Origin of the sequence: Paraburkholderia dipogonis, from assembly GCF_046027395.1 — a bacterium.
Taxonomy (GTDB): Bacteria; Pseudomonadota; Gammaproteobacteria; order Burkholderiales; family Burkholderiaceae; genus Paraburkholderia; species Paraburkholderia dipogonis_A.
Genome location: NZ_JAQQEG010000013.1, coordinates 43845 through 70452, shown reverse-complemented (window position 1 = coordinate 70452; position 26608 = coordinate 43845). Strand labels below are relative to the sequence as shown.

Here is a 26608-nt window from a genome sequence, read left to right as displayed (position 1 = left end):
ATGCGCACGCTGAAAAAACACAGGAAAACGTTTCGGCGATGAAACGCGCGGCCTCGATGCCGCGCTATGCCGTGTTATTCGTTACGCCCGGCGTTCTCGGGCGCGCTTTCCGATCCGTTGCCAGAGACCTTGCCCGCGACTTTTCCCGCATCATCGCGTGACGCGGTTTGCAGCGCGCGCAATTCGTCGACGGGGATGTGGCAGCGGATTCGATGCGCGGACGGCGTTGTGGCGTTGCCTTCGCCGGCATCGACGAACGGTGGGTCCTGCTGTTCGCAGATCGCGCCGAGCTTGCGCGGGCAGCGCGTATGAAACACGCAGCCGGATGGTGGCGATGCCGCGCTCGGCAAATCGCCGGACAAGCGGATGCGGGTCGTGCCACCGTGACCATCGAGTGTCGGCACCGAGGACAGCAAGGCTTCCGTATAAGGATGATGCGGTCCTTCGAACACGGCGCAAGCCGGTCCGATTTCCAGCAGCCTGCCCAGATACAGCACCGCGATGCGATCCGACAGATAGCGAACCACATGCAGGTCGTGCGAGATGAAAACGTAACTGACGCCGCGCTCGCGTTGCAGATCGGCGAGCAGGTTCAGGATCGCGGCCTGCACGGAGACGTCGAGCGCGGAAGTCGGTTCGTCGCAGACCACCACGCGCGGCTCGCCGGCAAACGCGCGGGCAATCGCCACCCGCTGTTTGAGCCCGCCGGACAGTTGCCGCGTGCGAGAGCCGAGATAGCGCTCCGGCAAGCGCACGGCGGCCGTCAACGTGGCGAGCCGTTCGTCGATGGCCGGCCCACGCAGCGCGGTGAGTCGCGACAGCGCGCGTCCGATCAGCCGTTTCACCGAATGCGCCCGATTGAGCGCCGAGTCCGGATTCTGAAACACGATCTGCAGGGACTTGACCTGATCGTTGTTGCGCCGCGTGACGCGTGCGGCGAGCGGCGCGCCGTCGAGTTCGAGCACGCTGCCGGCATCCGGCGTGAGCAGGCCGAGCATCAGCTTGGCGAGCGTCGTCTTGCCACTGCCCGATTCGCCGACGAGGCCCAGCGTTTCTCCGCTAGCCAGGTCGATCGAGACATTGTCGACCGCGCGCAGCGGGGCACCGGAGACATGAAATGTCTTCGAGAGTTTTTCTGCCCGCAGCACGAGAGCAGGAGGCTTGCCGTCGAGCGACGCGCCGTTGTGCTCGGGCAAGGCTTCCGCGCTCGCACGGGGCAATTCGATCGCGCGTTCGTGGTAATGGCAGCGCGACATCTGATCGCCGCGCGTGGCGCTCACGCGATACGGCGGCGGCGCTTCACGGCGGCAGCGGTCGTCGGCGAGGCGGCAGCGGTCGGCGTAAATGCAGCCCTGCGTAACCGAACCCGGCAAAGGCAGACTGCCCGCGATCGTATCGAGCCGCTCGCTGTCCTTGCTGCGCCCGGCCGTGGGCAAACAGCGCAACAGTCCGACCGTATACGGATGACGCGGCCGCGAGAAGACATCTTGCGTCGCGCCTTCCTCGACCAGTTTGCCCGCGTAAAGCACGCCGACGCGTTCACACATCCGCCCGATCACCGCGAGGTTGTGGCTGATGAAGAGCACCGCGGTGCCAAGTTCCTTGCGCAACTGCGCGACGAGGTCGAGCACTTCCGCTTCGACGGTCGCATCGAGCCCGGTGGTCGGTTCGTCGAGAATCAGCAGCGCGGGATTCGAGGCGAGCGCCATGGCGATCACCACGCGCTGTTGCATGCCGCCCGACAGTTGATGCGGATAACTCTCCATCACCCGCTCGGGCGCGGCGATGCGAACACGTTGCAGCATCTCGTGCGTGCGCCGCAAGGCTTCGTCACGCGCGACGCCGGCGGCTTCGAACGCTTCGGAGACCTGGCGCGCGATCGTCAGCGACGGATTCAGCGCGCGCCCCGGATCCTGATAGACCATCGAGATCGCATTGGCGCGCATGTTGCGCAACGCGTCGGCGTTGAGCTTCTGCACGTCCTCGCCGGCGATGATGATCTTCCCGGCCTTCACTTTGCCGTTGCGCGGCAGATAGCGCAGCGCTGCCATCGCGACCGTCGACTTGCCGCAGCCGGATTCGCCGACCAGACCGTACGCTTCGCCGCGCCGCACGCGAAACGAAATGTCCTGCAGCACTTCGCGATCGCGTCCGCGCATGCGGTACGTGACTGTCAGTCCGACGACGGTCAGCGCGTCCGTGCGATCGCTCTTCGAGACGTCGAAGGCGGGGAACGAGGAGGGCGGCGGGCCGTTCATCGGTCGAGCACGCCTTGCACGCTGTCGGCGATCAGGTTCACGCCGACCACCAGGCTGGCGATCGCGCCGGCCGCGAACACGACGGTCCACCACGCGCCGCCCGCCATCAGCGTGTATGACTCGGACAGCGCGAGGCCCCAGTCGGCCGACGGCGGCTGAATGCCGAAACCGAGGAACGATAGCGTGGCGACCGCGAAGATCGCGTAACCGAGCCGCACCGTCGCTTCGACGATGATGGGCGGCAGCACGTTCGGCAGAATCTCGGCGAACATGATGTAGGGCGCACGTTCGCCGCGCAGTTGCGCCGCGGCGACGTAGTCGAGATGCCGCTCGGCGAACACGGCGGCGCGCACAGTGCGCGCGGTGATCGGCGTGAAGGTGATGCCGATCACGAGAATGACGGTGAAGTTCGACGCGCCGACCGCGGCGAGCGCGAGCAGCGCGACGATCACGAGCGGCAGCGCGAGCACGGCGTCGATCGCGCGCCCGACCACGTTGTCGACCCAGCCTTCGAAGTAGCCGACGATCAATCCCAGCGTGGTGCCCGCTATCGTGCCGAGCAAAGTCGCGAGCGGCGCGATGGTGAGAATGTCGCGCGCGCCGACGATCACGCGCGAGAACACGTCGCGCCCCAGTTGATCCGTGCCGAACCAATGCGTGCTGTCGGGTGGCGTTAGCGAATTGAGCGGATCGGACGCGTACGGATCGATGCGCACAATCCACTGCCCGGCAATGGCGCAGACGATCCACCACGCGACGATCACCAGGCCCACCACGAAGGTGGGCGAGCGCAGCAGCACGCGCAACTGGTCGAAGCGCGGCTCGGCAGCGACACGTGGAGTCGGCGGAACGATAGTGCTCATTCGGCGCTCCTCACCCGCAGCCGCGGATTGAGCAGGACATGCAGCGCATCGGCGACGAGATTGGCGACGGTGTAGACCACGCCGATCGTGAGCACGCCGGCTTCGAGCATCGGAAAATCCTTGGCCTTGGCGGCGTTGTAGATCAGCGAGCCGATGCCTTGATAATGGAATAGCGTCTCGACTACCACGAGGCCGCCGATCATATAACCGAGTTGCGTGGCGGCCACTGTGATGGTGGGCAGCAACGCATTGCGCAACACGTGCCGCCAGATCACGATATGACGCGGCAGGCCTTTGAGAATCGCGGTGCGCGTGTAGTCCGCATCGAGCGCCTCGACGGTGCCGGCGCGCGCCATTCTCGCGATATAGCCGAAGAACACCAGTACGAGCGGCAGCACCGGCAGCACCAGATGCCGCAGCTGCTCGAGTGCGCTCGCTTCGGGCGGATACGACGCTTCGATCGGCAGCCAGCGCAGCCACACGCCGAACACCAGGATCAGCACGATCGACGAAACGAATTCCGGCACGACGGTCGCTGATAGTCCAGCGATGCTGATGGTGCGATCGAGCCAGCGCCCAGCGTGCATGGCCGACCACACGCCGCCTGCAATGCCGAGCGGCACGACGACGATGAACGCGAGCAAGCCGAGCTTGGCGGAATGCGCGAGCGCCTCGGCGATAAACGGGCGGACCGGCTCGCGATAAGCGTAGGACAGCCCCATATCGCCGCGTACGAAATGCGAAATCCAGTCGACATATTGCGTCATCAGTGGACGGTCCGCGCCGAGCTGATGATTGAGGGCGGCGACCGCGCGCGCATCGGCGAGCGGCCCGAGCACCGCGCGGCCGATATCGCCGGGCAGAAGTTGTCCGCCAGCGAACACGATCACCGACAGCAGCCATAGCGTGATCAACGACAAGCCCACACGCGTCGCCAGGAAACGCACGACGCGGCCCGCGTTGCCTCTCGATACCTGGGAAGCGGAAGGGGTCACCGTGGTCGACATCGTGCTCTCCTGCGGAACCGTCTGCGCTTAGGCGTTCAACATCACGCGCTCAACACCGCGCGATCGAAATAGAGTTGCGCGAGCGCAGTGAAGCGCACGCCGTTCACACCCTTGCGCATGGCGATCAGTTGATCGTAGAAGAATGGAATGATGATGGGCGTTTCGTCGAGCAGGAGCGTCTGGATCTGCGCGGAGATTTTCTTCTGCGAGCCGAGATCGATGGCCGCGACGAATTGCGCGACCAGTTGATCGTATTGCGGATTCTTGAAATGCGCGGCGTTCCACGTGCCGGTGCTGGTGAGCGGCGCATTCAGGAACACGTTCGGCACGCCGCGATGACCGTAGTCGGTAATGCCGAGCGGCGAGTCCAGCCAATCCGATTTGCCCGGCGTGCCCGCGCCGTAATACAGCGACTGGCTCTCGACCTTCAGATTGATGCGCACGCCGATGGCCTTCGCCGCGTTCTGCACGACCACCGCGAGATCGGGAATCTCCATGTATTTTTCTGTGGTCAGCGTCACGTCGAAGCCGTTCGGCACGCCCGCTTGCGCAAGCAGTTCCTTGGCCTTCGCGACGTCGATCTTGCGTTGCGGAACGCCCGCATCCGACGACGGAAACACCGGCGCGAACGGACTGTCGTTGCCGAGTTGCGCGCGCCCTTTGAACAGACCACGCACCAGCACGTCGCGATCGAGCGACAACGCCAGCGCCTGGCGCACACGCTTGTCCTTGAACAACGGATTGTCGTTGCGCATGTGAATCTGCCGATGCGCGCTCGACTTCACGCCCACGGCCTTGTAGTCCGGATTGTTCAGAATGCCGGCGCCGCCCTGCACGGTGAAGGTGCCCATCACATCGGCCTGATGGCCTTGCAGCGCGAGCAATTGCGCTTGCTCGTCGGCGTAGAAGGAGAACTGTACGCGTTGCGGCAACGCTTTCTCGCCCCAGTAATCGGGATTGCGCACGAACGATGCGCCCACCTTCGCCTGATACTTTTCGAGCTTGAACGGGCCCGTGCCGATGAAGCTCTTTTCATACCCGCCAGCATAGTTCGCGGGCAGGATCACGGCGTTGTAATTGTCCGAGGAAACGTAATACGGGAAGTTGCCGTTCGGCGCATCCAGATGAAACGCGACCGTGTGGTCGTCGACCACTTTCGCGCCGCCTTTCGACAGCACGCCCTTGAGCACGGACAGCGCCGCCGAGCCGCTTGCCGGATCGGCGAGGCGGTCGAACGTGGCGACCACGTCTTTGGCGGTGAACGGCTGGCCGTCGTGGAACTTGACGTTGGGACGTAGCTTGAAGGTCCACACGTCGCCCTTGTCGTTCGGTTTCCACGACAAGGCGAGCGCCGGCTTCAGCACGAGCTTTTCGCCGTCGTCGTCGATCAGGAATTCGCCGGTCTGATTCAGCAGCGCAAGACTGGCGGCGTCCGTCACCGTGAGCGGATCGACGGCGCCAGCGGGCGTCAGGTGAGCCACACGGATCGTCTGATTCGACGCGGCAGCGGTGCCCTGCGCACGCGCTTGCGGCGCATTCAGCACGCCGCCGCCCACCAGCGACAAACCGATCACGCTGGCATAGCGCAACAGATCGCGGCGCGTGATGCGGCCGGCGAGGAATTCGTCGATGGCGTGGTTGCCGTAGGCGTCGGCGGTGAGGCGGGCTGCGTCGAGTGCGAGAAATCGGTCCGCGGGAGTCTTCATCGATGGAGTGTCCAGTCCGTTCTGTTGCCGGTTCTGAAGGGCCGCGCCGGATGCGCGCGACAGGGCGAGGTATTGCAATGACGAAAGCGACGAGGTGAAGCGGGTTCAGTGTAAGCGATTGCCCATGGATTCGGCGCGCTTGCGGCGCCGCCGGGTTCCCGTTTTGCGGATAAAGGGGCCGCCGTGTATCGTCACCACAACGCTTGGCGCGGCCACGGTTCGAGGCGTGCCTGGTGCGCGTGCCGTTGCGACCGCTTAATGGCCAATGCAGCGGCGGAAACCTTACCGATCGCAGCGCGCCAAAGGTGTTGGATTTACCGCGCGACCGCATCGTCCGGACGCCGCCAGCGATGGAACAGCACCGAGCCGATCCAGCACGCCATGAACACCGCGACGATGCCGTAACCCAGCACACCGAAGCGGTTGTTCACGCCGGCCACCAGTTCCCACACGCCGCCGTTCAGACCGAGCTTGTCCGACAGCAGTCCCCATGCCTCGACGCCGCCGATCACAATCGCCACCACCGCCGAGACGAATGTGATGCTCGCGTTGTAGTAGAGCTTGCGTTTCGGGTCGTCCATGGCCCAGCCGTAGGCGTGGACCATCAACACGTTGTCGGTCGAATCGACCAGCGTCATGCCGGCGGTGAAAAGCGCGGGGAACACGAGAATCGAATAGAGCGGGAGGCCTTTGCCGGCTTCCGATGCGGCAATGGCCAGCAAACCGATCTCGGTCGCGGTATCGAAGCCGAGCCCGAACAGCACGCCGACGGGGTACATGTGCCAGCTTTTCGTCACGAGCCTGAAGAGCGGCCGCAGCGCGCGCGACAGCAGACCGGCCGGCGCAATCGAGTCCGGCGTCTGAACAGGCAATTCGCCGCTGCGTTGGACGTGCCGGTAACGGCGCCACACGTCGCGCAGAATCACAAGGTTGACGGCGGCCAGCACCAACAGAAAGCTCGCGGAGACGAGCGTGCCGATCGTGCCGCCCACGGCCTTGAAGGTTTCGAAACGGTCGTGCAGCGAATGCGCGGTCCACGCGATGCCGATCGTCGCCAGAATGACAATCGTCGAATGCCCCAGCGAAAACGATAGCCCGACGCCGAGCGGACGCTTGCCGGTTTGCATGAGCTTGCGCGTGACGGCGTCGATTGCCGCGATGTGATCCGCGTCGACCGCATGACGCAGGCCGAAGCCATACGCGAGCAGCGCGGTGCCGAGCAGGAGTGGGTATTGGCGAAACGCGAGCAGCGCCCACGCCCACGCGCCGAGATTGGCGGCGATCAGCACGGCGTACAGTGTGATGAGGCGAGGGCGTAGGGAAGCGGTCGGCGTCATGAGTCGCGTGGACGGGAAAGAGTTAGTGATCGTGCGGATGCTTGTGAATCGGATCGACCCAGAACACCGTCTCCGGCTGTTCCACCGCGTCGATGTTCAGATTGACCACCACCGCTTCGTTGTCGCTGCGCACCAGCACGCATTCGAGCGGGTCGTCGGTGCTCGCGTTGATTTCCTGATGCGGCACATACGGCGGCACGAAGATGAAATCGCCGGGGCCGGCTTCGGCGGTGAACTCCAGATGCTCTCCCCAGCGCATGCGCGCCTGGCCGCGCACCACGTAGATCACGCTTTCGAGCGCGCCATGATGATGCGCGCCGGTCTTCGCGTTCGGATGGATCGTCACGGTGCCGGCCCAGATCTTCTGCGCGCCGACGCGCGCGGCGTTGATCGCGGCGGCGCGATTCATGCCCGGCGTCTGCACGGTGTTGCTATCGAGCTGATCGCCTTTGATGACCTTCACGCCGTGCTCGCGCCAATCGACCGGTCCGGCCGGCGGCACGTCCTTGTAATGCGGGTGTTCGTGATCCTGGCTCATGATGTGTCTCCTCGAGAGCGTGAGTCCCGGCGTTCGGCACGGCGCCGTCTGGCATTTTTGCATGTTCAAAAACGTGCGTGTGAAGAAGCCCTGTGTGCGGTGCAGCGGATGAAAAAAAAGCCCGTCCACAGGGACGGGCTTCGAGCCGTTGGGCATGTGCTGCTTACGGCGTTGTGCTTACTTGTGCTTTGCGTTGATCACGGCTTCAGCCACGTTGTTCGGCGTTTCCGCGTAATGCTTGAATTCCATCGTGTAGGTCGCGCGGCCTTGGGTCGCGGAGCGCAGCGACGTCGAATAGCCGAACATCTCCGCGAGCGGCACTTCGGCGCGCACCAGCTTGCCGCCGCCACCGGCGATGTCTTCCATACCTTGCACGAGCCCGCGACGGCTCGACAGGTCGCCCATCACGTTGCCCATGAAGTCTTCCGGTGTTTCCACCTCGACGGCCATCATCGGTTCGAGCAGCACGGGCCTGGCCTTGCGCATCGCATCCTTGAAGGCGATCGAGCCAGCCATGCGGAACGCGTTTTCGTTCGAGTCCACGTCGTGGTAGGAACCGAAGGTCAGCGTCACCTTCACGTCGACCACCGGATAGCCCGCCAGCACGCCGGCCTTCAGCGTTTCCTGAATGCCCTTGTCGACCGCCGGAATGTACTCGCGCGGAATCACGCCGCCCTTGATCGCGTCGACGAATTCGTAGCCCTTGCCTTGCGGCGCCGGCTCCAGCGTGATCACCGCGTGGCCGTACTGACCGCGGCCGCCCGACTGCTTGACGAACTTGCCTTCGACATCTTCGATCTTGTTGCGCACCGTCTCGCGATACGCGACCTGCGGCTTGCCGACGGTGGCTTCGACGCCGAACTCCCGCTTCATGCGGTCCACCAGAATTTCCAGGTGCAACTCGCCCATGCCGGAGATGATGGTCTGGCCGGATTCTTCATCTGTCTGCACGCGGAACGACGGATCTTCCTGGGCAAGACGGTTCAGCGCGATGCCCATCTTTTCCTGGTCGACCTTGGTCTTCGGCTCGACGGCCTGCGAGATCACCGGTTCCGGGAAGATCATCTTTTCGAGGATGATCACGTGGTTCGGATCGCACAGCGTGTCGCCCGTGGTCGCTTCCTTCAGGCCGACGGCCGCGGCGATGTCGCCCGCGTAGACTTCCTTGATTTCCTTGCGCTCGTTGGCGTGCATCTGCAAGATCCGGCCAAGGCGTTCCTTCTTTTCCTTGATCGCGTTGTAGACCGTGTCGCCCGAATTCACCACGCCCGAATAGACGCGGAAGAAAATCAGCTGGCCGACGAACGGGTCGGTCATGATCTTGAAGGCGAGTGCCGAGAACGGATCGCTGTCGTTCGGATGACGCTCGATTTCGTTGTCATGCTCGTCATGGCCGGTGATGGCGGGCACGTCGAGCGGCGAAGGCAGATAGTCGATCACCGCGTCGAGCATGGCCTGCACGCCCTTGTTCTTGAACGCGCTGCCGCACAGCATCGGCACGATTTCGTTGGCAATGCAGCGTACGCGAATGCCGTGCTTGATTTCCTCTTCGGTCAACGTTTCGCCGCCGAGGTATTTGTCGAGCAGTTCCTCATTCGCTTCGGCCGCGGCCTCGACCATCTTGTCGTGCCATTCCTTCGCGGTCGCCGCGAGTTCCGGCGGAATATCACGGTACTCGAATTTGATGCCCTGGTTCTCTTCGTCCCAGAAGATTGCCTTCATCTTGACCAGATCGACCACGCCCTGGAAGTGTTCTTCCGCACCGATCGGAATCTGGATCGGCACCGCGACGCCCTTCAGGCGATCGCCGATCTGCCGCTGCACGCGGAAGAAGTCCGCGCCCACGCGGTCCATCTTGTTGACGAACGCAATGCGCGGCACCTTGTACTTGTTCGCCTGGCGCCACACGGTTTCCGATTGCGGCTGCACGCCGCCGACCGAGTCGTACACCATGCACGCGCCATCGAGCACGCGCATGGAGCGCTCCACTTCGATCGTGAAGTCGACGTGTCCGGGGGTGTCGATGATGTTGATCCGGTGTTCCGGATAGTTGCCGGCCATGCCTTTCCAGAAAGCGGTAGTGGCCGCCGACGTGATGGTGATGCCGCGCTCCTGCTCCTGTTCCATCCAGTCCATCGTTGCCGCACCGTCGTGAACCTCGCCGATCTTGTGGGTCACGCCGGTGTAGAACAGGATGCGTTCAGTGGTGGTGGTTTTGCCGGCATCGATGTGAGCGCTGATGCCGATATTCCGGTAGCGCTCGATGGGAGTCTTGCGGGGCACGTGAACCTCCTTGGAATGGCGCGCCTGAAACGCTTGCCGGGCGGCAGTCTGTGCTGCCCGGGGAGCCTGGTGCTGCTTTACTAAGATTACTAGGATAGCGCGTCGGCCCGTCTTTTGCAGGAATCTTGCCAGGCGGACGCGAACGCCTGCTGGCAAGGCTTCGGCTACCGGCGCCGCGTGCTTCGATGCGGTACAACGCGAGGCGATATGGCGTCCGCCGATGCCGCGGCGCGGAAATGAAAAAAGCCGGTGCCTCGAAACAAGGCACCGGCTCTCGGAAAGCGGTGGGACGAAGCGGCGGCGCGTTGGCTCGGCCGACACGGCTTATTGCGCGGCCGGCAAGCCCTGGATCTTCATGCCCGGTTTGATGCCCTTCGACGTGAACCAGCCTTTGCTCATTTCCAACGCATACACGCCGTTGTTCTTCGGGCAGTGATTGTTGGTGGTCTCGGCCTGCATCTCGTCGATGTCGGTGACCGTGCCGTCGGCGCGTATGAACGCGATCGACAGTGGGATCAGCGTGTTCTTCATCCAGAAGCAATGCACGGCGTTTTCGCCGAAGACGAACAGCATGCCTTCATTCGGCGCGAGGCTTGTGCGATACATGAGGCCTTGCTCGCGGTCCGCATCGTTCGCGGCGACGGCAGCGTCGATCACGAACATGCCCGCGGTCAGCTTCGCGCGGGGAAATTCGCTGGGCTGTTTTGCGCCGGACGGCATCTGCTGCGCATGCGCAGGAGCGGCAGTGGTAGCAACGAACGACAATGCGGCGAGCGGCAGTGCAACGGCAACAGCGAAACGCGCAATCAACGAGCGCATGGGAAATCGCACGGCATGACTCCTTGCTGGAAATTAACCCGCGAATGTTACGCGAGCGCGTCAAAAACAAAAAGGCAGATCGCCTTGCGGTGATCTGCCTTTCAACGCCGTAAGAACGGCAGTGAAGCTAGTTCTTGACTGCGTTTTTACAACAAACTTACTCCGAAGCGCCCGAAGCTGCAGCTGCTGCTGCTGCCTTCTTGTGCGACTTCTTGTGAGCGTGCTTCGTGGTCTTCTTTGCCGACGAAGCTGCTGCTGCCGGAGCTGCCGAAGCTGCTGCCGGTGCCGAAGCTTGTGCGAATGCTGCCGTTGCGAAGAGACCAGCGACCAGAGCGGCGATCAGTTTGTTCATTTTGTGAATCCTCAGCTTTAGTTAATTAACCAAATGACCCGGTTATATATGGAGTCATGTCGGTAAACGTGCCATCCACCTTTCGGTTGACAGCCGCATCGACAAATTTTTCGACACGTCTGCTTTAGCGCTCAGACTCCCTGCACTTACCGCGAGAGCGGCTTGCACAAAGGCCCTTAAGGCTGAATGCCGGATAGCTTCGGGCGGCATCTACGTCGAATAACGCCTGAGCTTGCGCACCGGTTGACGTGAATTTTGTGGAAAGTTTATATGCGGCTGTGTTGATGCGAATGAGAGGCTGCGGCGTACACGCGCATGCAATTGTTTCACGCGGTTTTTGCCGTAGTTTCACGCACTTTTTTGTTTGCTGATACAACGAGTTAGCTTGTTTTTTTCGAAGCGTGAAGTGCGAGCGAGTTGCGGACTTCATCATCAGTCGACGTGTGCTTGCGAGTGATCAGGCGATGCCTTCCCACGGCGCCTTCGGTGGCAATTCGATGCTCTCTCCCGGTTGCAGCCCGAGCGAAAATATATCGAGCGCACCGACGCCCACGCGCACCAGTCGCAGCGTCGGAAATCCGACTGCGGCTGTCATGCGACGCACCTGGCGGTTCTTGCCTTCGGTGATCGATAGCTCGATCCATGTAGTCGGTATCGCGGCGCGACAGCGAATCGGTGGCGTGCGTGTCCACAGTGTGTCGGTCGGTTCCACGTATTCGGCGCGGCAGGGTCGCGTCACATAGTCGCCGAGATCGACGCCGCGTGCGAGCTTCTTTAGTGTGGCCGCGTCGACCGCGCCTTCCACTTGCGCCCAATAACGTTTGACAAGCTTGTGACGCGGCTCCGCGATGCGCGCTTGCAACGCGCCGTCGTCGGTGAGAAGCAGCAGGCCTTCGCTATCGGAATCGAGCCGGCCCGCCGGATACACATTGGGCACCTTGACCCAGTCGGCCAGCGACGCGCGCGTCTCGTGCGGCGAAAACTGACAGATGGTGCCGAACGGTTTGTTCAGAGCGAGAAGGCGCATTGGGAATCGATAAGAGTCGTGCGGCACCGGTTGCGGCGGCCAGCGTGGCCAGGCTCCAGGAGGCGCCGGACCGATAGTAAATGGCGGGATAATAAAGCATAATGCGCGGCTAGATGCTCCATGTCTTATATAAGACATAAGACTCGTGGCTCGTTGGCTCGCATTCGTCCATGTTGGAAAACCCCGAGCCGTTGCCGCCTCGGGGCAGCGGCCGTGTGGGCTAGAATAGCGGCCAGGCCGCTTGCAGTTGTCCGGCATTGCGCGTAGCGAGGAGCGCCCCATTTCGCAGTCTCCCCATCAGCTTTCAGCACAGCCTTCACTGGAGTCCGATCATGCCGTATCAGCACATCAAGGTTCCGACCGGTGGTGACAAGATCACCGTCAACGCCGATTTCTCGCTCAACGTGTCCGATCAGCCGATCATTCCGTATATCGAAGGCGACGGCACCGGTCTCGACATCACACCGGTCATGATCAAGGTCGTGGATGCCGCGGTTGAAAAAGCGTACGCGGGCAAGAAGAAGATCCACTGGATGGAAATCTACGCCGGCGAGAAGTCGACCAAGGTGTACGGCCCGGACGTGTGGCTGCCGGAAGAGACGCTGCAGGTGCTCAAGGAATATGTTGTCTCGATCAAGGGCCCGCTCACCACGCCGGTGGGCGGCGGCATCCGTTCGCTGAACGTCGCGCTGCGTCAGGAGTTGGACCTCTACGTGTGTTTGCGTCCGGTGCAGTATTTCAAGGGCGTGCCTTCGCCGGTGCGTGAGCCGGAGAAGACCAACATGGTGATCTTCCGCGAGAACTCAGAAGACATCTACGCGGGTATCGAATGGCCGGCTGAATCGGAGCAGGCGAAGAAGGTCATCAAGTTCCTGCGCGAAGAGATGGGCGTGAAGAAGATCCGCTTCCCGGATACGTCGGGGATCGGCATCAAGCCGGTGTCGCGTGAAGGTACGGAGCGTCTGGTGCGCAAGGCGATCCAGTACGCGATCGACAACGAACGCCGCTCGGTCACGCTGGTGCACAAGGGCAACATCATGAAGTTCACCGAAGGCGCGTTCCGCGACTACGGTTATGCGCTGGCGCAAAAGGAGTTCGCCGCGGAGCTGATCGACGGCGGCCCGTGGATGAAGATCAAGAATCCGAAGACCGGTGGCGACATCGTCCTGAAGGATGTGATCGCTGACGCGTTCCTGCAGCAGATCCTGCTGCGTCCGGCCGAGTACGACGTGATCGCCACGCTCAACCTGAACGGCGACTATGTGTCGGATGCCTTGGCCGCGCAGGTCGGCGGTATCGGCATCGCGCCGGGTGCGAACATGTCGGATTCGGTCGCGATGTTCGAAGCCACGCACGGCACCGCACCGAAGTACGCCGGCAAGGACTACGTGAACCCGGGTTCGGAAATTCTCTCGGCGGAAATGATGCTGCGCCACCTCGGCTGGACCGAGGCGGCGGATTTGATCATCAAGTCGATGGAAAAGTCGATTCTGCAAAAACGCGTTACGTACGACTTCGCGCGCTTGATGGAAGGCGCGACGCAGGTGTCGTGTTCGGGCTTTGGGCAGGTGCTGATCGAGAATATGTGAGCGGTTCGCGTTACGCTGATCCCGTTCATCTCTACAACCCCGGCGCCACGAGGCGGCCGGGGTTGTTTGTTTTTGGCTCGCAATGCTGCAAAAAGCCCAACCGCTGCCCGTTATATGGGATGTGCACCTGGTGAGCGCTACTAGCGGCCGACGTCCAAAAAAAGAAACCCGGCACGAAGCCGGGTTTCAAAGGACGGGTATCGACCAGTTTCAGGCAGGTGCCTGGATGTTCGATGCCTGTTTGCCTTTCGGGCCTTGCACGACCTCGAAGGTCACCTTTTGGCCTTCCTTGAGGGTCTTGAACCCATTCATCTGGATGGCCGAGAAGTGTGCAAACAGATCCTCACCACCTTCATCAGGCGTGATGAATCCGAAACCTTTTGCGTCATTGAACCATTTGACCGTACCAGTTGCCATTCCAACTTCCCCTGTAACTCATGTCACTACCACGAGCCCTCGAAAAGCTCGACGACCGCGCGAGCAGCCGCTCCCTCCTCACAAGCTCACCATCGGCATTTTTTCGAAATTATCGCGCAGTGAAAAAAGTGCCAGCTTGATTGTTGAGGCTCTTTATTCGAGTGTCAAGAAAATTTTGAGACGCCGTTGTCGCGTTGCAAACAGGCACTTTCCAGGGTTTTTCCCGCTTTCGTTATGTGCGGTTGCGCAAGCGGGCTGTCTTGAAAAGTCGCATAATCGACTCACATGCTGTTCTGCGGGTCGCACCGCCGGCAATGAGGCCGGGCGAGCCGTCAGCCAGCTACGGCAGGTTGTGCGATACTCGATCCGACTGCGGTGCAACACGACCGCAATGCATCACAGGATGGGGGCCGGCTCCGCAATCGGCTCGTCGATTTAACGCACGCATGACGGGGTAATCACCCATCAGGCGGTAGCGAACGGGCTCACCGGCCGGTCGGCCGGGTTTTGACAGGATTGCGGGCCTGTCCTAGTTGTTTAGAATGGGTGTATGGCGATTATCCCGGACAAGCAGGACGGCACCGTACTGGAGCGGCAGGAGAAAAAGCTCAAGCCGCCATCCATGTACAAGGTGGTGCTGCTGAATGACGACTTCACGCCAATGGAATTTGTCGTGATGGTCGTGCAGGAATATTTCAATAAAGATCGTGAAACCGCAACACAGGTCATGTTGAAGGTGCATCGCGAGGGCAGGGGAGTTTGTGGGGTCTATACGCGGGACATCGCGTCGACCAAAGTCGAGCAAGTCGTTACCCACGCACGGCAGGCCGGGCATCCGCTGCAGTGTGTGATGGAGGAAGCATGATTGCCCAGGAACTGGAAGTCAGCCTGCACATGGCGTTCATGGAAGCACGCCAGGCGCGGCACGAGTTCATAACGGTCGAACACCTCTTGCTGGCACTGTTGGACAATCCAACAGCGGCGGAAGTGTTGCGTGCATGCGCGGCCAATATCGAGGATCTGCGCCAGAACCTGCGCAACTTCATTCATGACAACACGCCGACCGTGCCTGGCACGGACGACGTCGACACGCAGCCCACGCTGGGTTTCCAGCGTGTGATCCAGCGCGCGATCATGCATGTGCAGTCCACCTCGAATGGCAAGAAGGAAGTGACCGGCGCGAACGTGCTGGTCGCGATCTTCGGCGAGAAGGATTCGCACGCGGTGTACTACCTGCAGCAGCAGGGCGTGACGCGCCTGGACGTGGTGAATTTCATCTCGCACGGCATCGCCAAGACGAGCAGCACGGACGCCGCGAAAGCGAGCGACGCGAATGCCGAGTCCGACGAAGCCGCCGCGCAGAAGGAAACCCCACTCGCGCAGTTCACCCAGAATCTGAACCAGATGGCGAAAGACGGCCGCATCGATCCGCTGATCGGGCGCGAGTCGGAAGTCGAGCGTGTGGTCCAGGTGCTGTGCCGCCGCCGCAAGAACAATCCGCTGCTAGTCGGTGAGGCCGGCGTCGGCAAGACGGCGATCGCCGAGGGTCTCGCGTGGCGCATTACGCGCGGCGAAGTGCCGGACATTCTCGCGGATGCGCAGGTGTATTCGCTCGACATGGGCGCATTGCTCGCCGGCACCAAGTATCGCGGCGACTTCGAACAGCGCCTGAAGACTGTCCTCAAGGAATTGAAGGAACGTCCGCACGCAATCCTGTTCATCGACGAAATTCATACGCTGATCGGCGCAGGCGCTGCGTCGGGCGGCACGCTGGACGCGTCGAACCTGCTCAAGCCGGCGTTGTCGTCGGGTACGCTCAAGTGCATCGGCGCGACCACGTTCACGGAATATCGCGGCATCTTCGAAAAAGACGCGGCATTGTCGCGCCGTTTCCAGAAGGTCGATGTGACCGAACCGACCGTCGAACAGACGGTGGCGATCCTGCGTGGCCTGAAGTCGCGTTTCGAAGAGCATCACGGCGTGAAGTATTCGTCGGGCGCGCTGTCGGCGGCGGCTGAGTTGTCGGCACGCTTCATCACGGATCGTCATCTGCCGGACAAGGCGATCGACGTGATCGACGAAGCAGGCGCAGCGCAACGCATCCTGCCGAAGTCGAAGCAGAAGAAGACTATCGGCAAGAACGAGATCGAGGAAATCATCTCGAAGATCGCCCGCGTCCCGCCGCAAAGCGTGTCGCAAGACGATCGCAGCAAGCTGCAAACGCTGGATCGCGATCTGAAGAGCGTAGTGTTCGGGCAAGACCCGGCGATCGACGCGCTGTCGGCCGCGATCAAGATGGCGCGTGCGGGTCTCGGCAAGCTGGACAAGCCGATCGGCGCGTTCCTGTTCTCCGGCCCCACGGGCGTCGGCAAAACGGAAGTGGCGAAGCAGCTGGCGTTCACGCTGGGCATCGAGCTGATCCGCTTCGACATGTCGGAATACATGGAGCGTCATGCGGTCAGCCGTTTGATCGGCGCGCCGCCGGGCTATGTCGGTTTTGACCAGGGCGGCCTGCTGACCGAAGCTGTCACGAAGAAGCCGCATTGCGTGCTGCTGCTCGACGAAATCGAGAAGGCGCATCCGGACATCTACAACGTGCTGCTGCAGGTCATGGACCACGGCACGCTGACGGACAACAACGGCCGCAAGGCGGATTTCCGCAACGTCATCATCATCATGACGACGAACGCGGGCGCCGAGGCGATGGGCAAGTCGGTGATCGGCTTCACGAATCGTCGGGAAACCGGCGACGAAATGGTCGACATCAAGCGCATGTTCACGCCTGAGTTCCGTAACCGTCTGGACGCAACGATCAGCTTCCGCTCGCTCGATGAGGAAATCATCATGCGCGTGGTCGACAAGTTCCTGATGCAGCTGGAAGATCAGTTGCACGAGAAGAAGGTCGATGCGCTCTTCACCGACGCGCTGCGCAAGCATCTCGCCAAGCACGGTTTCGATCCGTTGATGGGCGCGCGGCCGATGCAGCGTCTGATTCAGGACACGATCCGTCGTGCACTGGCCGACGAGTTGCTGTTCGGCAAGCTGATGAACGGCGGCCGCGTGTCGGTCGACGTGGATGCGGAAGACAAGGTGCAGTTGACCTTCGACGAACATCCGGCGCCGCGCAATCCGAATCCGGAAGCGGTGGAAATCGAGTAAGCGTACGCGGTAGTACTGACAAAAAACGGCGTGGACGAAGAGTCCACGCCGTTTTTTTTGCCGGCGTTATTGATCAAACGTGATCGGATTGTCCATGTAGGCATTCAGCTTTTGTCTTGCCCAAGGTTCCGGATTACCGATCGCGGAAACGATACCCGTCGTCGCGCCGCCGCCGAGTAGCACGGTGAAGATACCTCGCAACGGGAAGTCGCCGTACAAAGGGTTCGAAATGTCGAATGGTTCGGACCGGATGAACATGTCCTCAGCGGTGGCGCCCATGTATTGCTGAAACGCCGCTGGAAACTGCAACGCGAGAATGGTGGAATGCACGTTCTCGTAGTTAGAGCCGATTGCGGGATCGCCCAGCAGGCAACTGCCACCCGTTCCCCAGTGTTGGGAGTCGAAATTCGTCGCGACCGGATCGGTCGTGTTCGGAATGCGGCTCGCGGGCATCTGCCATGGCATCACCGGCAATTTGAGCGCGCGGCTCACTGCCTTGCAGAAATCGAAGTAGCGATTCCATTCGCGAGGACCGTAGCAGTAACCGTTCGCGTAGGCGCGTTCCGTGAAATCGTCGGCTTCGAAACGGTCGATCGCCAGGAAGTCGGGCGCATAAGGTGCGTTGTAGACGCCGAGGCTTGTCACAAAGTCCGCGGTCTGCTGCGCCATTTGCGCCGGATCGACGTCTTCCTGGTAGATCCATTCCGAGTAGCCGACACCCCAGAGATTGATCTGCCAGCCGAATGTCACGCTGGGCGCGACCGTGCGTGTCAGCCAATTCACCGCAAGGACGTAGCCGGCAATGGTCTCGGTGATGGCGCTGGGAATGACGGCGGTGATCGACCAGTGATCGAGCGCTTCCTGTAGCGGCTCGCGCACCGGCATCGGGTAGGTTGCTCCGTAGTTGGCCTGCTGGCACGCGCCGAGAAAATCAGGATTGACAATGAAACCTGCCGGGACCGGGTGATCGCTGTCGAGGGCCTCCGTCGCGATGTTGAGCGCCAGAATATAGTTGGCGAAACTGTGTGCGTGAGCGTCGGCATTGGCGAGGATCGTGGGCGTGTCACCGAGCGACAGATTGCAGGTGTACGAAACCATGACGGGCAGCACGGGCTGGATCCCGGCCAGCTGCGTTTCGACATTGCGAGCGAGCGTGATCGTCGCTCGCGTTTGCGGGTCGTCGGTCAGATAGACGGTCGAATCGCCGGCGCCGTCCGTGCCGGCGTAATCGAAGACCGAGGTCGCGCGTGCCGCGGCGAAGTCCGCCTGATTGCTCGGCGTCAGATCCGCGCAGCCACCGAAACACAGATAGGCGGGGAAGCCGCGCACATTGAGATTCGCTGATGCCTCGATCGTCACGTCAAGTTCAGCGCTCCCGCTGCCTGGCACGCTCAAGCGCGACGGTGCCTCGACCGCGTAGACGACGCCGGCAGACAGAAAATCGCTTGCGACCACCGTGTAGTCGCCCGGCTGGACCAAGGCCGAAAATGCAGTCTGTTGCGATTCTGCACTGACAGTCTGCAGATAGTTCATGCTGCCGCCAATCAGACGCAACTGGAGTTGCTGGTCGACTGACTGGGCAGCGGTGATACTGATCGCGACCTTGGTGTATCCCGTCGTATCGACATTCTTTGTCACCACCATGGAATTGCCGACGGATACCGTCTGCAGTGCGTTCGTCAGCGTGATGGCGGGCACGTTGAACGAATAGTCGACATTGTCGAGTGCGATGTTCTGAATCGACACGAGTGCCGTGCCCGATGGCGGCAGCATGCGCAGGGACGTGACGTAATTGGTGGGAGTGGTGAATAGAGCCAGGGTTTCGCCCGTTGCGCTGTCGGTCAATTCGACGTTAAGCGTCTCGGTTGATAAGCCCGACAGTGACCCGATCGAGATATCAAGCGCGCAATAGCGCTCGACGGGCGCGAACGTCACGCCGAGCGTGGCCGTTGCGCCAGCCACGACATCGATCGTGCTGCGGTCGATGACCAGCGGCGCGACGACGGTCTCATCACTTGTGCTCACACTGTCGCCCGTCACCACGTAGGTCCCTTGTTTGGCGGTGATGCTGCAAGTGGTCCCATAACAGAGGGACATTGTGCAGACCGCGTCCCCTTGTGTGAGGGTAACGATGGGCGGGATGTCGGCAAGCGCCGGATCTGGCGCAGGTGCGCACGTCACGGATACCGTGCCGCTGATGGCCGGTGCCTGGTCGGCGGCGAACACGAACGAGTCTAGCCAGGTCTCCGTGTCCGTTAATAGATCACCGTTCACGTCGATGGTGATCTGATCGGTCGGCTGCATCGTGTAGCTCGTCGTGTAGGCGATCGAAGCGTCGACGTCGAAGGTGCCGTCACCGATCTGCGAAGTGTCCGCGGTGATGTCGCCGATGACCCACGTGCCGTACGCTGGCTGGATAGCTGTGGCGTCAACATTGGCCGGCGAGTGAAAGTTGAACGCGAGGAACTGGTTGACAGTGACCGCACTACCGTCTTCATAGCGCAAGTTGGAAACGACGATCGTGCCATACCATTCATTAGCGCCCGGTCCAACGATTGCATCATATTCGATCTGCATGCTAGCTCCATTCAGTGTTAGTCCGGTGAACATCGATCGCCCGTGTGAGCAAGAAAAGAGTTCTAACCGGATTGATGGACCATCTAATTAATCTGGATGCCTAATTAAATCATTGAAAATGACGATAGGCTTTCAGTCTTTGGCCTCCTGCTCTTGCGTTGAAAGGATTGAAAACTGGAGTGGTAAGGCGGCCTATGTCAATTCGCTGCTGAGGCCGGTGAGATCGTTAGTGCTATTGATTGATTTATAAGTGCGGGGTATCAATGGCCAAATCGGATAACTCCGAATTTGATTTTGCCGCTCGCAAAGAGCGCGAGGGATGGTTGATTTGCAGAAGTGGGCCGTGCTGGATTGGGCTAATCCAGCACGGTTTCAGGCAAACGTATCTGCTTAATGCCTGCCCGTGCTGCCGAACCCACCAGCGCCGCGCTCGCTGGTTTCGAAGTCGTCGACGATATTGAACTCCGCCTGCACGACCGGCACGATCACCAGTTGCGCGAGGCGTTCCATCGGGTTCAGCACGAAGGTGGTCTCGCCACGGTTCCACGTCGAAATCATCAGTTGACCCTGGTAATCCGAATCTATCAGGCCGACCAGGTTGCCCAGTACGATCCCGTGCTTATGTCCCAAGCCCGAGCGCGGCAGGATCAACGCGGCATAGCCCGGATCGCCGACGTGAATCGCCAGACCCGTCGGCACCAAAGCGGTTTCGCCGGGTTTCAGCGTCAACGGTTCGTCGAGACACGCGCGCAGGTCGAGGCCCGCGCTGCCGGTGGTGGCGTAAGCCGGGAGCTGCTCGCGTATACGCGCGTCGAGGATCTTCAGGTCGAGTTTCATGCAGATTCGAAGGTTAAGAAATGGAGGCCGGGCGTTCGAGCTGGAACGCTTCGGCAAGAAGTTCATAGGAGCGCAAGCGGGCGCGGTAGCTGCCCGCCACGGTGAGCACGATCAGCTCGTCGGCGTCGAACTGTTCCTGCAGGGCATGCAGGCGCTCCGTGACCGCTTCCGGCGTACCGATGATGCTGCGCGGCTTTTCGCGATCGATCACCAGACGCTCGCGCTCGCCGTACTCCTGCGCGACGCCCTGTTCGATCGTCGGGATCGGTTCGTTCAGGCCATAGGCCATTTGCACGCGGCGCAGATCGACGGCTTTTTCCAGATCCGCCGCTTCCTGTTCAGTGTCCGCGCAAATCACGAACACGGCGGCCGCCAGATACGCTTGCTGCATATCCTGGCCGGCCTTGAAGCGCTCACGATACGCATGCGCGACCTGATGCCCGAAATGCGCGTTGATGAAGTGCGCAAACGCAAAGGGAATGCCGAGTTGCGCCGCCAGCAAGCCGCCGAATTCGCTCGACCCGAGCATCCACACTTGCGGACGCGTATCGATTTGCGGCTGCAGCAGCAAGCCGCTCGCAAGGTGATCGGCGGGCAAAGTGCCGTGCATCAGGCCGAGCAGATCGGCGACCTGCTGCGGGAAAATATCGCCGCGATTGTAGTCGCCGACAGCGACCGCTTGCGCCGTGCGCATGTCGCCGCCCGGCGCGCGCCCCACGCCCAGATCGATGCGCTTGGGGAACAGCGCTTCGAGCATCATGAATTGCTCGGCGACCTTGAACGGGCTGTAGTACGGCAGCATTACGCCGCCGGAGCCCAGTCGAATGTGTTGGGTCACGCTGCCGAGCCGCGCCAGCATCACCTCGGGGCAAGGGTTCGACACGCCGCGCAGGCCGTGATGCTCGGCGCACCAGTAACGCGTGTAGCCGAGGTCGTCGGCGAGCTGCGCGAGTTCGACCGTGGCGGCAATCGCGTCCGCCACCGAGTGCCCGGCGATCACGGGCGTTTGATCGAGTACGGATAGTCGCGTCATGTCAGTACCGCTCCAGATGATTCCATTCGCTAGTGCGACGCGCGGCGGCCGCAACGACGCGCCGCCCGCATGGCTCAGCGAATCAGACTTGTGTCGGGCAGACGCCTGGCGATCTCCGCGATCAGCGCGTGCGCGAGCGCCTGCTTGTCAGCGCGTGGCAACTTCGTCGCGCCGCTTGCTTCGAACAGAATCACTTCGTTGTCGTCGAGGCCGAAGGTTAGCGGCCCGAGATTGCCGATCAGAAGCGGCACATTTTTGCGCACACGCTTTTCTTCGCCGTGGATTTCGAGGTCGCCGCTTTCCGCCGCGAAGCCGACCGCGAACGGCGGATGCGGCAGTTTCGCCACCGAGGCGAGAATATCCGGATTTTCCACGAAGCTAAACGTGGGCAGCGCGCGCTCAGCGGTCTTCTTGATCTTGTGTTCGCTGGCGTGATCGACGCGCCAGTCGGCTACCGCGGCCACGCCGATGAAAATATCGGCGTCCGCGACCGAGCGCATCACGGCGTCATGCATCTGCTGGGCGGTTTGCACGTCCTGGCGGAATACGCCCCACGGCGTTTCCAGCGCGACGGGGCCGGCGATCAGATGCACCTCGGCGCCGGCCTGTTGCGCGGCGCGCGCCAGCGCGAAACCCATCTTGCCGCTGGAGCGGTTGGTGATGCCGCGTACCGGATCGAGCGGCTCGAACGTCGGCCCGGCGGTCAGCAGCACGCGCTTGCCGGCGAGGATTTTCGGCGCGAAGAACGAAGCGACGGCTTCGTAAGTGGCGGCGGCTTCGAGCATACGGCCGTCGCCGACTTCTCCACACGCTTGCGGACCCGAATCGGGTCCGAGCACTTCGATGCCGTCCGCGCGCAATTGCACGACGTTGCGCTGTGTCGCCGGGTTCTGCCACATTTGCCGGTTCATGGCCGGCACGACCAGCAGCGGACAATCGCGGGCGACGCACAGCGTCGACAACAGGTCGTCGGCCATGCCGTGCGCGAGTTTGGCGAGGAAATCGGTCGAGGCGGGCGCGATCACGATCGCATCCGCTTCACGCGACAGGTCGATATGCGCCATGTTGTTCGGCACGCGTCCGTCCCACTGGCTCGTGTAGACCGGACGGCCCGAGAGCGCTTGCATGGTGACGGGAGTGATGAACTGCGTGGCCGCTTCGGTCATGACGACCTGCACGGTCGCGCCGGCCTTGGTCAACAGACGCGTGAGTTCGGCGATCTTGTAGCAGGCAATGCCGCCCGTCATGCCGAGGACGAGGTGCTTTCCTGCGAGTTCTGCGGTTGCCAACGAAAGCCTCCGACAAAGCGTGGTGGCGGGCAGCGAGGCGGGGCATTGCATCTCCGCCGCCGCGCCTTTCAAACCGTGGTTGATGCGCGACCCTGAGCGCGAGCGCCTGCCGCCTTAGCGCGCGCTGCCGCGCACGCGCCGCAGCTCGTCGAGCACGAGCAGGACCGCGCCGATCGTGATCGCGCTGTCGGCGAGATTGAACGCCGGCCAGTGCCACGTGCGCACATGGAAATCGAGGAAGTCGATCACGTGGCCATAAGCGAGCCGGTCGATCACGTTGCCGAGCGCGCCACCGAGAATCAGCGCGAGCGCCGTGCAGAACATTTTCTGCCCGCCATGACGCTTGAGCAGGTAGCAGATCACCAGCGCGGCTACCACGCCGAGCGCGGTGAACGCCCAGCGTTGCCAGCCGCCCGCCATCGCGAGGAAACTGAATGCCGCACCGCGGTTGTACACGAGGATCAGGTTGAAAAACGACGTGACCTCATGCGCGACACCGTAGGCGAACACTTTCTGGACCGCGATTTTCGTCAGCTGATCGAACAGGATGACGATCAGCGCAACGCCGAGCCAGGGCGCCAGCGAACCGTTTGCAACAGATGTTTTCGACGCGGTTTTCGACATGGTTCTCGCCATTATGCCGCGCTCCTGATTTCACCGTTGCCGAACAGATTGCTGAAGCAGCGGCCGCACACCGTGGGATGTTCGGCGTTCGCGCCGACGTCCGCGCGGTAGTGCCAGCAGCGTTCGCACTTCAGATACTTCGAGGCGATGACTTCGACGCCTTCTTCCGCTTCGCTGTCGACCTTCACCACGCCCGCCGCCGACGTGATCAGCACGAACTTCAGGTCGTCGCCGAGGCTCGTGAGCGCGTCGTAGCGCGCGCCACTCGCGCGGATTTCGACTTCCGCCTGCAAGGACGAACCGATCAGGTTCGCCACGCGCGCTTCTTCCAGCGCCTTGGTCACGTCGCTGCGCGCGGCGCGCAGAAGCGTCCATTTGTCGAGCAGCGCGCCGGCGTCCGGCACGGCCGGGAATGCGTGATACGTCTCGGTGAAGATCGTTTCGCTGTTCGGCTGGAAGATCTTCCACGCTTCTTCGGCGGTGAACGACAGGAACGGCGCCATCAGACGCAGCAGGCCGTGCGCGATGTGATACAGCGCGGTCTGTGCCGAGCGGCGCGCGACAGAATCCGCGGCGGTCGTGTACAGACGGTCTTTCAGCACGTCCAGATAGAAACCACCGAGGTCTTCCGAGCAGAACGTCTGCAGCTTGGCGACCACCGGATGGAATTCGTACTTGTCGTAGTGCGAGAGGATGTCGTTTTGCAGATTCGCCGACAGCGCCACCGCATAGCGGTCGATCTCGAGCCAGTCTTCGACCGGACGCGCGTGTTGCGCGAAGTCGAAGTCCGACAGATTCGCGAGCAGGAAGCGCAGCGTGTTGCGGATACGGCGATAGCCTTCCGTCACACGCTTCAGGATTTCCTCCGAGATCGCCAGTTCGCCGGAATAGTCGGTCGACGCGATCCAAAGGCGGATGATTTCCGCGCCGAGGCGGTTCGCCACTTCATGCGGATCGATACCGTTGCCGAGCGACTTGCTCATCTTGCGGCCTTCGCCGTCCACGGTGAAACCGTGCGTGAGCAGCGCGTTATACGGCGGACGGCCGTCGAGCATCGAGGCGGTCAACAGCGACGAATGGAACCAGCCGCGATGCTGGTCCGAGCCTTCCAGATACAGGTCGGCCGGGAATTGCAGTTCGTCTTTATGCGAGCCGCGCAGCACGTGCCAGTGCGTGGTGCCCGAATCGAACCACACGTCCAGCGTGTCGCGGTTCTTCTCGTACATGTTGGCGTCGTCGCCGAGCAACTCGCGTGGGTCGAGTGTTTGCCAGGCTTCGATGCCGGCCTTTTCCACACGTTGGGCGACTTCCTCGAGCAACTCCAGCGTACGCGGATGCAGTTCGCCCGTTTCCTTGTGCACGAAGAAGGCCATCGGCACGCCCCATTGGCGTTGGCGCGACAGCGTCCAGTCCGGGCGGTTGGCGATCATGCTGAAGAGGCGCTGCTTGCCCCACGCCGGATAGAAGGCGGTGTTCTCGATGCCTTCGAGCGCGGTTTCGCGCAGCGTCTTGTCGGTATCGTTCGGCTTCACGTCCATGCCGGCGAACCATTGCGACGTCGCGCGGTAGATGATCGGCGTCTTGTGGCGCCAGCAGTGCATGTAGCTGTGCGTGTACTTCTCGGTGCGCATCAGCGAGCCGGCGCCTTGCAGCGCTTCGACGATCTGCGGGTTGGCCGCCCAGATCGACAGGCCGCCGAACAGCGCGAGCGATTCGATATAACGGCCGTCGCCCATCACCGGATTGATGATGTCCGAGTCCGCCATGCCGTGCGCCTTGCACGACACGAAGTCTTCCACGCCGTATGCCGGCGACGAGTGCACGATACCCGTACCCGTTTCGGTCGTGACGTAGTCGCCAAGATAGACCGGCGCCGTGCGCTTGTAGCCCGGATGCGCGGACGCGAGCGGGTGGTTGAAGCGCAGGTTGACGAGCTTTGCGCCCGGCGTGGTGGCGACGATCGTGCCTTCCAGGCCGTACAGCTTCAGGCAGGCCTCAACGCGCTCTTCGGCGAGGATAAGCAGGCCGCGCGGCGTGTCGACCAGCGCGTAGACGATCTCCGGATGCAGGTTCAGCGCCTGGTTGGCGGGGATGGTCCACGGCGTGGTCGTCCAGATGACGATGCCGCCTTCGTTGCGCGGCAGCGCATTCAAACCGAACGCCTGGGCGGTCTTTTCCGGCTCGGCGAAGCTGAACAGCACGTCGATGGTTGGATCGGTCTTGTCCTTGTATTCGACTTCCGCTTCGGCAAGCGCCGAGCCGCAGTCGAAACACCAGTTCACCGGCTTCAGGCCGCGGAACACGTAGCCTTTTTCCATGATCTTCGCGAGCGCGCGGATTTCGCCGGCTTCGTTCGTGAAGTTCATGGTCTTGTACGGATTGTCCCAGTCGCCGAGCACGCCCAGCCGGCGGAAGCCGACCTTCTGCTTCTCGATCTGCTCGGTTGCGTAGGCGCGCGCCTTCTGCATGACTTCAGCGGCCGGCAGCGACTTGCCGAACTGCTTTTCGATCTGGATTTCGATCGGCATGCCGTGGCAATCCCAGCCCGGCACGTAGACCGCGTCGAAGCCCGCCAGATTGCGCGCCTTGACGATCATGTCCTTCAGGATCTTGTTCACCGCGTGGCCGAGGTGGATGTCGCCGTTCGCATACGGCGGGCCGTCGTGCAGGATGAACTTCTTGCGGCCCTTGGAGGCAGCGCGGATCGTCTCGTAGACCTTGCGTTCCTGCCATTCCTTGACCCATTGCGGCTCGCGCTTGGGCAGGTCGCCGCGCATCGGGAACGGCGTGTCGAGCAGGTTGACCGGGTAACGTGACTGCGGTTTCGAATCGGCTTTCTTGTTGCTCATGATGAGGTCGCGGTGAATTCTTTCTATGCGCAGCAGGGCGCGGA

Annotated in this window: 20 protein-coding genes; 3 read left to right on the top strand and 17 right to left on the bottom strand. The window is 62.0% G+C overall.

Translation table 11 applies throughout. The annotated features are described in order from the left end of the window. Positions 1-74: 74 nt before the first annotated feature. The 10 genes from PQR32_RS15055 to PQR32_RS15010 form a co-directional block, all read right to left on the bottom strand. Positions 75-2258 carry an ABC transporter ATP-binding protein gene (locus PQR32_RS15055; protein ID WP_408227915.1) on the bottom strand — a complete coding sequence of 728 codons (2184 nt, stop codon included), beginning with the start codon at positions 2256-2258 and terminating at the stop codon, positions 75-77. Next, positions 2255-3121, bottom strand: coding sequence for an ABC transporter permease (locus PQR32_RS15050; protein WP_408227913.1), 867 nt, complete (start codon positions 3119-3121; stop codon positions 2255-2257). The genes PQR32_RS15055 and PQR32_RS15050 overlap by 4 nt, the downstream gene beginning before the upstream one ends. Then, positions 3118-4128 carry an ABC transporter permease gene (locus PQR32_RS15045; protein ID WP_408227910.1) on the bottom strand — a complete coding sequence of 337 codons (1011 nt, stop codon included), beginning with the start codon at positions 4126-4128 and terminating at the stop codon, positions 3118-3120. The genes PQR32_RS15050 and PQR32_RS15045 overlap by 4 nt, the downstream gene beginning before the upstream one ends. A 41-nt stretch (positions 4129-4169) precedes the next feature. After that, entirely contained in the window at positions 4170-5834 is a 1665-nt protein-coding gene (locus PQR32_RS15040) for an ABC transporter substrate-binding protein (protein ID WP_408227907.1), read from the bottom strand. Positions 5835-6148: 314 nt separating this feature from the next. Beyond that, the gene (locus PQR32_RS15035; RefSeq protein ID WP_408227904.1) at positions 6149-7171 is read right to left on the bottom strand and encodes a HoxN/HupN/NixA family nickel/cobalt transporter; all 1023 of its coding nucleotides are present in this window, start codon (positions 7169-7171) and stop codon (positions 6149-6151) included. Positions 7172-7193: 22 nt separating this feature from the next. Next, the gene (locus PQR32_RS15030; protein WP_408227901.1) at positions 7194-7709 is read right to left on the bottom strand and encodes a cupin domain-containing protein; all 516 of its coding nucleotides are present in this window, start codon (positions 7707-7709) and stop codon (positions 7194-7196) included. A gap of 177 nt (positions 7710-7886) precedes the next feature. After that, on the bottom strand, positions 7887-9992 hold the full coding sequence (fusA, locus tag PQR32_RS15025) for an elongation factor G (protein WP_408227898.1): 2106 nt from the start codon (positions 9990-9992) through the stop codon (positions 7887-7889). A gap of 324 nt (positions 9993-10316) precedes the next feature. Further along, positions 10317-10823 carry a DUF192 domain-containing protein gene (locus PQR32_RS15020; protein ID WP_408227895.1) on the bottom strand — a complete coding sequence of 169 codons (507 nt, stop codon included), beginning with the start codon at positions 10821-10823 and terminating at the stop codon, positions 10317-10319. A 145-nt stretch (positions 10824-10968) separates the two neighbouring features. Beyond that, a complete protein-coding gene (locus tag PQR32_RS15015; RefSeq protein WP_011489640.1) occupies positions 10969-11163 on the bottom strand; it encodes a hypothetical protein in 195 nt (64 codons plus the stop codon). A gap of 457 nt (positions 11164-11620) precedes the next feature. Beyond that, positions 11621-12190, bottom strand: coding sequence for a pseudouridine synthase (locus PQR32_RS15010; protein ID WP_408227892.1), 570 nt, complete (start codon positions 12188-12190; stop codon positions 11621-11623). A gap of 332 nt (positions 12191-12522) precedes the next feature. On the opposite strand from PQR32_RS15010, the gene icd reads away from it, so the two are divergent. After that, on the top strand, positions 12523-13779 hold the full coding sequence (icd, locus tag PQR32_RS15005) for an NADP-dependent isocitrate dehydrogenase (protein WP_012434132.1): 1257 nt from the start codon (positions 12523-12525) through the stop codon (positions 13777-13779). Between the two features lie 210 nt (positions 13780-13989). On the opposite strand, the gene PQR32_RS15000 is transcribed toward icd, so the two are convergent. Continuing rightward, positions 13990-14196, bottom strand: coding sequence for a cold-shock protein (locus tag PQR32_RS15000; protein ID WP_007180614.1), 207 nt, complete (start codon positions 14194-14196; stop codon positions 13990-13992). A gap of 550 nt (positions 14197-14746) precedes the next feature. Here PQR32_RS15000 and clpS point away from each other — a divergent pair. Further along, the gene (gene clpS / locus PQR32_RS14995; RefSeq protein ID WP_012434130.1) at positions 14747-15061 is read left to right on the top strand and encodes an ATP-dependent Clp protease adapter ClpS; all 315 of its coding nucleotides are present in this window, start codon (positions 14747-14749) and stop codon (positions 15059-15061) included. Beyond that, entirely contained in the window at positions 15058-17355 is a 2298-nt protein-coding gene (clpA, locus tag PQR32_RS14990; RefSeq protein ID WP_012434129.1) for an ATP-dependent Clp protease ATP-binding subunit ClpA, read from the top strand. Before clpS ends, clpA begins: the two co-directional genes overlap by 4 nt. 66 nt (positions 17356-17421) lie before the next feature. Here the strand turns inward: clpA and PQR32_RS14985 are convergent, their stop codons facing one another. The 6 genes from PQR32_RS14985 to ileS form a co-directional block, all read right to left on the bottom strand. Then, positions 17422-19932, bottom strand: a complete 2511-nt coding sequence (locus tag PQR32_RS14985; RefSeq protein ID WP_408227889.1) for a hypothetical protein — start codon at positions 19930-19932, stop codon at positions 17422-17424. A 390-nt stretch (positions 19933-20322) separates the two neighbouring features. Then, positions 20323-20769, bottom strand: a complete 447-nt coding sequence (gene dut / locus PQR32_RS14980) for a dUTP diphosphatase (RefSeq protein ID WP_408227886.1) — start codon at positions 20767-20769, stop codon at positions 20323-20325. 13 nt (positions 20770-20782) lie between these two features. Continuing rightward, entirely contained in the window at positions 20783-21802 is a 1020-nt protein-coding gene (locus PQR32_RS14975) for an LLM class flavin-dependent oxidoreductase (RefSeq protein WP_408227883.1), read from the bottom strand. Between the two features lie 74 nt (positions 21803-21876). Then, on the bottom strand, positions 21877-23091 hold the full coding sequence (coaBC, locus tag PQR32_RS14970) for a bifunctional phosphopantothenoylcysteine decarboxylase/phosphopantothenate--cysteine ligase CoaBC (RefSeq protein ID WP_408227880.1): 1215 nt from the start codon (positions 23089-23091) through the stop codon (positions 21877-21879). A 114-nt stretch (positions 23092-23205) separates the two neighbouring features. Further along, complete coding sequence (gene lspA, locus PQR32_RS14965) at positions 23206-23715, bottom strand: signal peptidase II (RefSeq protein ID WP_408227877.1); 510 nt, start codon at positions 23713-23715, stop codon at positions 23206-23208. Between the two features lie 11 nt (positions 23716-23726). Beyond that, a complete protein-coding gene (ileS, locus tag PQR32_RS14960; RefSeq protein ID WP_408227874.1) occupies positions 23727-26564 on the bottom strand; it encodes an isoleucine--tRNA ligase in 2838 nt (945 codons plus the stop codon). Positions 26565-26608 lie beyond the last annotated feature (44 nt).